The following is an 11,498-nucleotide window of genomic DNA, read 5'->3' on the forward strand; positions in this document are numbered from 1 at the left end:
GAATTCCTCATGTCGGCTTTGTAACGACTCGCGGCCCGGCCTTCTGTTCGGCAGCGCACACGGCAACCCACGCCGCCATCACCGGTCCTTCAACGGCACGACGAAGCAGCTTCGTTCGGGCAGCTCACGCCAGCGCAGTCGCTCTCCCACCTGGAGAACACGCGCCCCTTCGCTCGCCCAGCGCGCGAGGGCCTCTGGGGGTTCCGCACGCACCAGCACGAAGCGCATCGACCGCCCGTCGCGATGCAGGCAGATCTCGGCCTCGGGCCAGTGCGAGGGCAGGCAGGGCTGGAAGCAGAGCTCTTGCGCGTCCAGCCGCAGCCCCAGAATCGATTCGTGCGCCGCACGGTGCAGCCAGCCGGCCGCACCGGTGTACCAGCTCCAGCCGCCCCGCCCCACATAGGGTGGCTGGCTGTAGACATCGGCTGACATGGCGTACGGCTCGACGCCATACGCCGCACCGCGCTGCGGGTGCGCGGCGCGATGCGCGGGGCTGAGGTAGGTGAAGTAGCGGTAAGGCGCGTCGCGCGCTTCGCGGTCCGCACCCTCACGCGTGGCCAGGGCGGCAACGGCCATCAGAGCCCAGACCCCTGCATGCGAATACTGACCACCGTTCTCACGCACCCCGGGCGGGTAAGCCTGTATGTAGCCCGCGCTGGGCATGGCATGCGCCAACGGCGGTGTGAGCAACTGCAGCAGGCCTGCCTCGGCATCCACCAGGCAGGCTTCCGCGGCCTCCATGGCCTGCACCTGACGCGCGGGCGGTGCCTGGCCCGAGAGCACCGACCAGGCCTGGGCAATCAGGTCGATGCGGGCCTCAGGCTGCGTGTGCGAACCCAGCGGACTGCCATCGTCGAAGAACGCACGCTTGTACCAGTCACCGTCCCAGGCCTCGTCCTGCAGCGCACGTTGCCAGCCCTGCAGCGCCTCTTCCCAGCGCCGCACACGGGCCGCGTCGTCGCGCTGGCGCGCCAGTGGCAGCCAGTCGGTCACGATGGCGCACAGGAACCACGCCAGCCACACGGACTCGCCCCGGCCCTCGATGCCCACGCGGTTCATGCCGTCGTTCCAGTCGCCCCCGCCCATCAAGGGCAGTCCGTGCACGCCCACGGCCAGGCTGCGGTCGATGGTGCGAGCGGCGTGTTCGTACACAGTGGCCTGCACCTCGCTCACGCGCGGTGTGTCGTAGATGTCTTCTGCGCCCTCGGCCAGCAGGCTGCCCTCGAGGAACGGCGCCGTCACCTCCAGCACGCCCGCATCGCCGGTGGCGCGCAGGTAGTGCGAACAGGCAAATGGCAACCAGAGCAGATCGTCGGAGAACCGGGTGCGCACACCGGCACCGCCAGGTGCATGCCACCAGTGCTGCACATCGCCTTCGGCGAACTGGCGCGAGGCGCAGAGCACGATCTGCTCGCGCAGCAGCGCCGGCCTGGCCCACACCAGCGCCATGGTGTCCTGCAACTGGTCGCGGTAGCCGGTAGCGCCTCCCGCTTGGTAAAAGCCCGCCTTGGCCCACAGCCGCGACGACACGGTCTGGTACAGCAACCAGCGGTTGACGATCACGTCGAACAAGGGGTCGGGGGTGCGGACCGCGCTGGTGCCCAGCAAGCTGTCCCAGCGCGAGCGGCTGGATTTTTCGCGCGCCAGCGGCGCGGTGCCAATGGCGCGCAGCGCCAGGGCCCGCGCGGCGCCGGGGCTCTCGGCATAGCCGATCAGAAACACCTGCTCCAGGCTGGCGCCGGGCCGCAGCGTGATGGGGCGTGACAGCGCGGCACAGGGGTCCAGGCCGAAGCCACTGCGACGCCCCAGGTGCTCGGGCAGCACGAGCTGCCCACGCGGATCGAAGAACTCGCGCCGGTCGCAGGTCCAGTCCAGGCCCTCGCTGTCCTGCGCGCCCACCTGCGCTTCGGCCAGGAAAGCGGTGCCACCGCCAAAGCCGCCGGCGGCGTCGGTCTGCGTGCACATCAGGCCAACCAGTCCGTCGGCCACATCCCCGGCGGGCGCGGGTTCGGTGTACAGCGTGGACCGATTGCTGCGTTTCTCGCCCATCATCCATTCCACCAGGCCCACCGCGCGCAGGTGCGCCTTGCCGTTGCCATGATTGCTCAGGCGGATGCGCACCTGCTGCACGGAGGTGTCGGGGTCGACGCACCAGCGCACCGAGACCTGCAGCGTGCCGCGCTGGTGTTCGATGGTGGTGTGTCCCTGGCCGTGCGACACACGGTACTGCACATCGCTCGCGCCCCAGGCCGATGGGGCCACACTCCACGCCTCACGGGTGCGGCGGTCCTGCAGCAGGAACCACTGCGACGGGGTGTCCGCCACCGGGTCGTTGGACCAGGCGGTGAGCTGGTTCATGCGGCTGTTGATGGCCCAGCTGTGGCCTGCACCGCTTTCAGAGACCATGGTGCCGAAACCGGGATTGGCCAGCACGTTGGTCCACGGCCGCCGGGGCCGCAGGCCCACGCCGACCTCGAAAGTGAAATCGCCCGAACCGGTGTCGAACGCGCCCACCGAGGTGGCCGGGCACCGTTCAAGCACATGAGTCGGCACGGCTTCGATGCGGCCTGAACGGTCACTGGAACCGGCCAGCGTGCCCTGCCGCTGCGCCCAGGCCCGAACCTGCTGCACCCAGGGCGGCCCATCGGCTTGCAGTTGGATGCGCGCCAGCGATTCCAGCGTGGCGAGTTGCGTGGCCGAAAGCGTGTCCGGCCGCAGCACGTGCAACCCCGTCACCGACCCTCGCTGGTTTGCATCGGTACCCGCCTGCTGCTCTGTCAGCAGGGTGAGTTCACGCTGCAGTGGCATCTGGTAGGAGTGCACCTCGCTGCTCAGCACCACAAGATCGCAGGGCACACCGCAGCGCGACCATTCGCGCAAAGCCTGCGCCAGGATGCGCAGCAAACCCATGCCCTGCGCCGAACCGGCTTCCACCAGCAACACCGGCCGGTCTCCCGAGATGCCCAGTGGCCACAACGAACGCCGGTCGCATTCGCGCGGCAGCGTGGCTCCGTCATGGACAGGCAGAGGGTCTCTGGGCACGGTGAGCACCAGCGCGGTGGTGAGGGCCTGCAGCGCGGGCAGGTACTCGGGCAAGGGGCGGTGCGACACCGCCTGCACACCGGCCAGTGTGGACGACATCACCGAAGCGCGTTCCACCGTGCTCGGCTGGCGGTACTTGTCGACGATGGCGCGCAAGGTCGCCGCGTCGTCGCTCGCCGCCGTGGCGAAAGTGACGCTGGCCTGCGCACCCGGTGCCAGACGCAGCGTCACACCCAGCACCGCCACCGGATCGAGACCGGTGTCCAGCGGGCCCGACTGCTCGGGCACCGCGTGCAGGGTGGCGAGCGGTTGTGCCGCGGTGTGGTTGCGCCCCAGCCAGTGCTGGCGATCGGTCTGGCAGCGCCAGACCGAGACCATGCCTTCGGTGGCGGCCACGAAGTGCGCGGCCTGCAACGTGCGCTCGGTGTGCAGGCGCGGCCGGCGTTCGAAATGCAGCGCCTGCTGGTCGGCCAGCCACTGCGCGGAGACGAACAGGTTGGAAAACGCGGGGTGGGCCTCGTCGGCCGCCGGGCTGGCCAGCGTCACCTCGAAGGCCGAGATCAGTTCGAGTTCGACCACCTGTTCGCTGCGGTTGACGAGCACCACCTTGCGCAACTCGACGTCGTCCTCGGGACTCACCCACACCGTCGCGCTGGCGCGCAATTCAGGCCAGTTAGCCTCGAAGCACACCCGGTCGGTGTGGTAGGTGCACTGGTACAGCGCGTTGGGATCGGGTGCGGGATGGCTGGTGATCGACACCGGTGTGTCCTGCTGCCCCAGCCGCAGGTAGATGAAGCTGCCGCTGGCGTCGCGCAAGGCGTCGTCGCGCCAGCGCGTGATCCCGATGCCGTCCCAGCGGCTCCAGCCGCCGCCATGCGGCCGCAGCGTGACGCTGTAGCGGCCGTTGGACATGAGATGCGTCGGCGCCAGCGACTGGGCGTCGGGCGGGACCGGGCGAACGTGATCGGGCGCACGGCGTTGCAGCGCGTGCAGCGGCAGGCTCGTTGGAGCCAGGGCGGGCAATCGGGGCGGGTCGCGCGGCGAAGCTTCGTGCAACAGCGCGGCCACGGCCTCCAGGCGTGGGTGCGCCATGCCCCAGCGCCGGGCCACGCCTTCGCGCAGCACATTGGCAAGGGCCACGATGCTCATGCCCTGGTGATGTGCCATGCAGGTGCTCACCAGCGTGTACCGCCCACCCTCGGTCTGGCGCGAAGGCGTGAAGTCCAGTGCCTCGAAGAAACCGTAGCGTCCGCGCGCACCCAGCTCGGTGAGCGCGCGCAGATTGCGGCAGGCCAGGTGGACGTCGATCTGCGTGGCCAGCACCGTGGCATACGGTGCGATGACGCGCTCCTGCAGTGGCGTGCGGCGCAGGGCCAGGCGCGGCACGCCCTGCGGCGCGTACTGGTAAGCCAGCGTGTGGTCGCGACCCGCGTAAGCGCACTCGGAAATGCCCCAGGGCATGGCCTGGCCCTGAACAAAGGCCACATGCTCGTGCAATGCGGTGCAGGCCGCCTCCTGCATCAGGCTGCCATGTGGTTCGGCGGTCAGCAGCGTGGGCATGAGGTACTCGAACATCGAGCCGGACCACGAACGCAGCAACGCACGCGGGCCGCTGGCAAAGAGCGGTCGGCCCAGGGCCGACCAGTGCCGCACCGGGAGATCTCCCTTGGCGATGGCGAGCAGACTGGTGGTTCGCGACTCCGAAGCCAGCAGGTCGTAAAACGATTTGTCGAGTTGCTGCTCGTCCAGGCGGTAACCAATGTGCAGCAGGTGGCGCCGCGTGTCGTAGAGAAAGCCGAACTCGGCCTCCCACGCCATGCGCTCGAACTCGGCAGCGAGCGAGAGCAGCCGCTGCCTGGCACGCTCGCCGGTGCTCTCGGCCGCTGCTGCCCGGTCCAGGCTGGCCGAGCGCAACGTGGCCAGGTGATCGGCCAGCAGCCAGGGCATTTCCTCGCCTTGCGGCACCGGCTGCCGCACGTTGGCCGGCCCCGGCGTCATGCCGTGAAGCTCGGTGGCGGCGTCCTTCATCAGCGTCTGGAACCGCGCAAAGTTCGTCGCATCGTGCGGGTCGGGCAAGGTCAGGCGCAGCAGTTGACCGATGGCTGTGTATCTGACGGGCCGGTGCAACAGGCTCTGCACCACCTCCATGTGCGGTTCGATGCGTTCGCGCGACCGCTCGATGGCCTGCTGCATGGCCTGCGTCGCATGGGGGTCGCGTGAGAGCTCGGTACAGGCCTGCGCCACCGCAAGCAGTTCGGCGCTGAGATTGCCACTGTCCACGGTGGACACGTACCGCGGCAGCAAGGGCTGCAGGGTCCGCGTGTCGTACCAGTTGAGAAAATGTCCCCGGTGACGCTCCATGCGCTGAAGGCTTGCCAGCGTTGCTTCCAGGCGCGCCAGCAGATCCTGCGTACCGATCCAGCCGAACTGGCGTGCGCAGGCCACGCTAAGCAGGTACAGGCCGATGTTGGTGGGCGAGGTGCGGTGGGCCACCGCGTCGAAGGGCAGGGTCTGAAGGTTGTCGGGCGGCAGGTGGTGGTTCTGCGCGTCCACGCAGCGCTCGAACAAGCGCCAGGTGTCACGCGCCACGCCTTCCAGCAGATCGCGGTCTTGCGCGGCAATGGCATGAAGACGAGGCCGCGACCACGGCTTGTTGGCCCACCAGGACAGCAACGGGCCACACACCCACACACCGAGCACGATCAACGCCAGCGGGTCCGGCGAAGGGCGAAGGCTCAGCAGCGCCAACAGCAGCCCCATTGAGAGCGCGCTCGCCGGGCCATGCCGGCGAATCGCGGCCTCCCAGCGGTGGTCGTGCGCAGCGCGGGCGGCATCGGCGGTGGTCCATTGCAGCAGATGGCGCCGACTGACCGCCAGCCGGTACAGCGTTCGCCCGGTGGCGTCCACGGACAGAAGCGCATGTTGTGGCAACAGCACCAGATGCCAAAGGCCACCGGCCAGCGCGCGCGTCAGGCCGGTGAGTGCGGCGCGCAGGAAACGTTCGCCAACCTGAATGAAACGCCGCGGAACGCTGCCCGCGAAGGCGCCGAGCAGCGGCGCGGCGGCCTGAGCGGCGGCACTCAGCAGCAAGGCCAGCGGCAGAGACAACCCGTGCCCGAACAGCGCCAGCACGATCAGGCCGAACGACGCCGGCGCCACCAGCGAGCGGCGCAGGTTGTCGGCCAGCTTCCAGCGGTTGATGTCCGACAGCGGCCAGCGCACCAGGAAAGGCAACAACTGCCAGTCGCCTCGCATCCAGCGGTGCAGGCGGGCGGCAGCCACATCGGCGTGCGCCGGTTCATCCTCGATCAGGGTGATGTCACTCACCACGGCACAACGCGCGATCGCACCTTCGAGCAGATCGTGGCTGAGCACCTGTTCGGTCGGCAGCCGCCCGCCCAGCACGGCGTGCAGGGTGTCTACATGGAGCAGGCCCTTGCCGGTGAAACTGCCTTCGCCGAACAGGTCCTGATAGACGTCCGAAGACATCGCGCTGTAAGGATCGAGTCCGCGCTGGCCGTCGTGCAGCCACTGGTGCGGCGTCGGTATGCCCTCGTCGCGCAAGGGTGCCACCACGCGGGGCTGCAGGATGCCGTAGCCGTGCACCACACGCAGGCCATCGGCATCGAGCACGGGGCGGTTCTGGGGATGTTCGGCCACGCCGACCAGTGCGCGCAGCCGGCCCGGCGGCAATTGAGTGTCGCTGTCGAGTGTGAGGATGTACCGGGTGTGCTCGGCCATGCGCGAGACTTCGCCGAGGTCGAGAAACGGGCCGGGAGTGCCAGTGGCCAGCGCAGCCACCAGTTGCTCGATCTTGCCGCGCTTGCGTTCCCAGCCCAGCCAGAGGCCTTCGGTTTCGCTCGGGCTGCGCTCGCGGTGCAGCAGCAGGAACCGGGGCGCCTCGCCTGCGGTGGCGGGATGTCGCTCATTCAGCGCCGCCACGAGGCCCTTCGCCTGGCGCAACAAAGTCGCGTCCTCGGCTCGCTCAGGTGTGTCGGCGTCAGCCCAGTCGCTGAGCAGCGCGAACTGCGCAGAGGGTTCAGGGTTGGCCAGGTAGTGCAGGTGCAGGCGGTGAACCAGCGCGGTGATACCAGCCGCGCTGGTGAGCAGCGCCGGAATCACCACCAGCGTACGAGCCGAATCGGGCAAGCCCTCGGCCATGAGAAATCGAGGCAGGTGCATCGGCTTGGCCGACTCGCTGATCAGGCGGTTGATCAACGCAATCACGGTCTCCGATGCGGGGAACAGCATGAGCACCAGGGCCAGACCTGCGGCGGCCTGGTCGACCCAACCCACGGCCGGATCGCCCCAGCGCAGCAGCAGCCACATCACGAGCCACAGCGTGCCGGCCAGCAAGGCGCTGAAATACAGCGGTGTGCGGGAGAGTCGAAGGCCGACCTGCCAGCGCGGCGAGAGCAGGCGGCGCGCGCCGAGCTGGTGTTCCAGTTCGGCACGTCCTTCCCCTTCGAGCCAGTAACCCGCCAGCGACGCGGCACCCGTGCCAGCCGTCATGGCCCTCAGCAGCGTCTGAGCAACCTCCGATTCGGACCGTGTGCCGCTCGCCGAGAGGCGCTCGATGCCGTGCAACGTGGTGTTGCGCGTGGCGTCGTCCTCGGCCGCGAAGATGGGCGATGCCAGCATCACCCGCATGACGCGGCTGGTGTGGGCAACGATCTCGGTCCAGTCGGCCGCGCCGATGAGCCGCAGCGACGTCACCGCGTTGCCCATGCTCAGGTGATCGGCCGCCTGGTCCGCGTGGAGTTGGGACTGCAGCGCCGCCAGATCGGGCGCCATCTTTCGAAGCCAGTCGCGCACCTGCGGCAGGGCAGAGCCTGCGCGCGCGGCGCGCGGGCCTGCCAGGCTTTGCGTCAGATGCACCAGGAACACGCCGCGCACCCCGCGCTGTTCAGCCAGCGCATACAGCGCCTGCGTTTCCTGCAGCGTGATCTGGTCGATGCGACCGGCGCACTGCGCGGCGAGTTCGCGCGCGGCTTTCTGGCTGGCGATGCGATCGACCAGACGCCGCAGGTTTTCCACCAGAACCACACGCAAGGTGGTGGGCAGCGCCCACAGCTCGCCCTGGCCGAGTTCTCGCGCCTCCTGGTAGGCGTTGAGAAAGTGCTCCAGCAGGGTTTCATCGAACGCGCCGTCGGTGTGCGCAACGAAGGCCCACGCAATGCCGTAGACCCGCGGCAGGCCTGCCAGCGGCGCATCCTGCAGCACCGGCAGTGACCGGTAATAGCGCGCGGGCAACCCTTCGCGGATCTCGCGCAACTGGTCTTCGATCAGATGGAAATTGTCAAACAGCCACTCCGCCGCTGGGCTGATGTCGCGCTCTTCCAGCGAATGCGAGGCCAGCGCCTGGTACGAAGCCCGAAGGCTGCGGATGTTGCTCTGAAGGCGCGGGTAGAAGGTGGCCTGGCCGAATGTGGCGCGGCCCGCGCGATGAGACTCGCCCAGGCTTCGACCATGCCGCTCGAATCGGGCAATGCCGAAGACTTCCGAGCGAATAGGCTCCTGTGCGGGTCCCAGGCGCTTCAACGCCTTGCGCGGCATTGACTCAGATCACGATCCATGCGGCGCTGGCCAGCACGATGATCATCAAGGCGGCCGTGACAGTTCGTTCGGACATCCAGCCCACCAACCCCGACACCGCTCCCCACGCCGCCTGCACAGGACTGCGCAAGGCTCCGCACAAGTTGAGGTGCTCGCTCAGGGCCAGACGGTTGAGCGCGGATATCTCAGCCGGCTCCCCATACGACGAGGTATCCCAATTGGGTTGCAGAGAGGCAGATTTGGGCATGACAGCTCCTGATGAACGGTTAAGGGGCTGGTGAGTCACAGCGTGTGGGGGTTGTAGCCCTGAGAGGTGTTAAGCGTCTGTTCGTTGACGCACGCACTCAATGGCTTGACGGATGGGCGCTGGAATGAGCGCCAGCGCACAGACCCCGGCGTACCCGGGGAGCAAATTCGGTGCATCGATTCCCCACCCTGGAGAGACACACATGCACAACTTCAAATCCCTCCTCAGCCTTCGCCAACGAGGTGCCTTGATGGTGACCATCGCTGCCATCGGTCTGGCAGGTTGCGCAGCCCCAGCGTACCAGACTGCGCCAGAAGGCTATCCCTACCCCGACGCGCGGGCCTCCCCCGGCCAGCCGGTGGCGCAACCCGACTACCGGCGTCGGCCGAACGAAACCCTGTATGAAGCCAACGTCACGTCCATGCGCGCCGTGGTCGCGCCAGGTCCCCAGCGGTGCTGGATCGAACGCGAACCCGTTGCGCAACCCCGCGCCAATGTGCCCGGCGCGATTGCCGGTGGCCTCATCGGCGGCATCCTCGGCCACCAGATCGGTCGCGGCACGGGTCAGGACATCGCGACCGTGGGTGGGGCTGTGGCCGGCGCGGCCGTGGGCTCGAACGTGGGCCGCAACAACAGCCCGCAGACGCAGGACGTGCAACGCTGCACCACCGACACCAGTGCCGCCACCGAATACTGGGAAGTGACGTACAACTTCCGTGGCACGACCCACTACGTGCAGATGACCTCGCCACCGGGACGCACCATCCTGGTGAATGGCAACGGCGAACCACGCATCTAAACGCATTGCACCGATCTCCCCCCTTTCCACGCCAAACGCAGGTATGACCTGCGAGAGGCGTGGATTTTTTTTGCTTCGCGCCTGGGCGCAAGGATCATGGACATGTTGAAGAAAAAAGTCGTGCTGGTCACCGGCGCCGGATCCGGCATTGGCCGTGCGGTGGCGCTGGTGTGTGCCCGCGAGGGCGCTGCGGTGCTGGTCAGCGACATCGACGCTGCCAGCGCGCAGGCCACTGCTGCCATGGTGCGTGAGCTGGGCACCGAGGTGCTGCCGGTGGTGGCCGACGTGGGCCGCGCCAGTGATTGCAAGAACCTGGTGGAACGCTGTTGCGCCCACTTCGGCCGGCTGGACGTGGCGTGCAACAACGCCGGCGTCGGCGGCGCCAGCCTGCCCACGGCCGACTATCCACTCGAAGAGTGGGCGCGCGTGATCCGGGTGAATCTCAGCGGTGTGTTCTACGGCATGAAATACCAGATCGAGGCGATGCTGCGCAACCAAGCCAGCGCGTGTGGTGCGCGCGGCTCGGTGGTCAACGTGGCCTCCATCCTTGGCGCGGTGGGCTTTGCCACGGCGCCGGCCTACGCCGCCGCCAAACACGGCGTGGTGGGGCTCACCCACAGCGCGGCGCTGGAATACAGCGCCAAAGGTGTGCGGGTGAACGCGGTCGGCCCTGGCTTCATTCGCACGCCCATGATCGAGTCGCTGGAAGGCGATGCCGCCGCGGTCGCCATGCTGGTCGCGGCGCACCCGATCGGACGCCTGGGCGAGGCGGAGGAAGTGGCCGAGCTGGTGGCCTGGCTGGCGTCTGATCGAGCCTCATTCGTGACCGGGTCCTACCACCCGGTGGACGGCGGGTACCTGGCCCGCTGAACCAGATCAGAATCCGACGGCCACGAACCGGTCGCTGCGCGCGGCCTGGCGCACGGCCTGCAAATCAGTGTGCATGACCCGCTCAGGGTAGGCCCCGGCGAGCCAGTTGTTTCTGGTCACGAACCACAGCGCAAGTTCGGCGTCATCGAAAGCACCACGCAGTTCGGAAAGCAACGGACGCATGCCCGCATGCACCGCGGCGCGCGGCAGGTCGAATTGAAACAGCGGCAACATGCGGCCCCAGGGGCTGTCAAGGGTGATGACGGAGTGCGTGACGATCCAGCGCGCCACCAGCGAGACGGGCTGCACAGTCGGGATACCTTCGCTGCTCTCACACCGACGTCTCAAAAGCTCGGCCAGCTCATCGCCACTCACCAGACCGCCGCTCTCGGCAAATGCACGGGCAGTGGCGGACCAGTGTTCGTATGGGGAAGCGACGGGGACCTCTATCGCGACGTCGTCATGGAAGGGAGAGGCTTCGAAAGCGTTCGGCATGGAATTGGTTGGCATGCGGGTGCTCCAGGAAAGGAGGGTATGGCATCCACGATGCCTGGTAGCCCATGCAGCATGAGCGCGCGCAAGAAGCTGGTCTGTGCGGCAGCAGACATTGAGGTCCAATACGTCCTTATGCCCACGACCAAAGCCACCCCCCTACCATCGCCGCGAAACGACGTGGAGCAACGGCTCACCGAGCTGGAAATCAAGGCCAGCTACGCCGACGACCTGCTCGATACCCTCAATCACCAAGTGGCGCGCCAGCAGGATCAGATCGAGTTGCTGCTGCGCGAGGTCAGCCGCCTGCGCCAGCGAGGCGAAGGCGATCCCGGCACAGGGACACGCGACCCGCGCGACGAACTACCGCCGCACTATTGACCAAGGCGCAGCCACAGCGGCTGCGCCTCAGGCCAGACCCCGAGAAATGGAAGCCTTCCGCGGGCATGACCGGGGAAGCACGTCCCGAACCCGATGCCCTCGCCGTCTGGC

At 67.9% G+C, this 11,498-nt stretch carries 6 protein-coding genes; 3 read left to right on the forward strand and 3 right to left on the reverse strand.

The features are described 5' to 3' along the window. Nucleotides 1-78: 78 nt before the first annotated feature. Nucleotides 79-8,598 carry a GH36-type glycosyl hydrolase domain-containing protein gene (locus tag ACTIF6_RS17180; protein WP_439589144.1) on the reverse strand — a complete coding sequence of 2,840 codons (8,520 nt, stop codon included), beginning with the start codon at nt 8,596-8,598 and terminating at the stop codon, nt 79-81. Between the two features lie 4 nt (nt 8,599-8,602). Further along, nucleotides 8,603-8,845 (reverse strand): hypothetical protein, encoded by a 243-nt coding sequence (locus tag ACTIF6_RS17185; RefSeq protein ID WP_439589145.1) that lies wholly within the window; start codon nt 8,843-8,845, stop codon nt 8,603-8,605. Nucleotides 8,846-9,047: 202 nt separating this feature from the next. Between ACTIF6_RS17185 and ACTIF6_RS17190 the strand changes: the two genes are divergently transcribed. Both ACTIF6_RS17190 and ACTIF6_RS17195 read left to right on the forward strand, forming a co-directional pair. After that, nucleotides 9,048-9,644, forward strand: a complete 597-nt coding sequence (locus tag ACTIF6_RS17190; RefSeq protein ID WP_439589146.1) for a glycine zipper 2TM domain-containing protein — start codon at nt 9,048-9,050, stop codon at nt 9,642-9,644. A 102-nt stretch (nt 9,645-9,746) separates the two neighbouring features. Beyond that, complete coding sequence (locus ACTIF6_RS17195) at nt 9,747-10,514, forward strand: SDR family NAD(P)-dependent oxidoreductase (protein WP_439589147.1); 768 nt, start codon at nt 9,747-9,749, stop codon at nt 10,512-10,514. 6 nt (nt 10,515-10,520) lie between these two features. Here the strand turns inward: ACTIF6_RS17195 and ACTIF6_RS17200 are convergent, their stop codons facing one another. Continuing rightward, on the reverse strand, nt 10,521-11,024 hold the full coding sequence (locus ACTIF6_RS17200) for a hypothetical protein (protein ID WP_439589148.1): 504 nt from the start codon (nt 11,022-11,024) through the stop codon (nt 10,521-10,523). A gap of 117 nt (nt 11,025-11,141) precedes the next feature. Between ACTIF6_RS17200 and ACTIF6_RS17205 the strand changes: the two genes are divergently transcribed. Beyond that, complete coding sequence (locus tag ACTIF6_RS17205; RefSeq protein WP_439589149.1) at nt 11,142-11,387, forward strand: SlyX family protein; 246 nt, start codon at nt 11,142-11,144, stop codon at nt 11,385-11,387. The last annotated feature ends 111 nt before the right edge of the window (nt 11,388-11,498 follow it).

This window comes from Hydrogenophaga sp. (assembly GCF_051860785.1).
Lineage (GTDB): Bacteria > Pseudomonadota > Gammaproteobacteria > Burkholderiales > Burkholderiaceae_C > Hydrogenophaga.

What these genes read in the sequence shown, in the direction of transcription:
- ACTIF6_RS17205 (WP_439589149.1), top strand. Translation starts at nt 11,142, where the DNA reads ATGCCCACGACCAAAGCCACCCCCCTACCATCGCCGCGAAACGACGTG.
- ACTIF6_RS17200 (WP_439589148.1), bottom strand. Translation starts at nt 11,024, where the DNA reads ATGCCAACCAATTCCATGCCGAACGCTTTCGAAGCCTCTCCCTTCCAT.
- ACTIF6_RS17190 (WP_439589146.1), top strand. Translation starts at nt 9,048, where the DNA reads ATGCACAACTTCAAATCCCTCCTCAGCCTTCGCCAACGAGGTGCCTTG.
- ACTIF6_RS17185 (WP_439589145.1), bottom strand. Translation starts at nt 8,845, where the DNA reads ATGCCCAAATCTGCCTCTCTGCAACCCAATTGGGATACCTCGTCGTAT.
- ACTIF6_RS17195 (WP_439589147.1), top strand. Translation starts at nt 9,747, where the DNA reads ATGTTGAAGAAAAAAGTCGTGCTGGTCACCGGCGCCGGATCCGGCATT.
- ACTIF6_RS17180 (WP_439589144.1), bottom strand. Translation starts at nt 8,598, where the DNA reads ATGCCGCGCAAGGCGTTGAAGCGCCTGGGACCCGCACAGGAGCCTATT.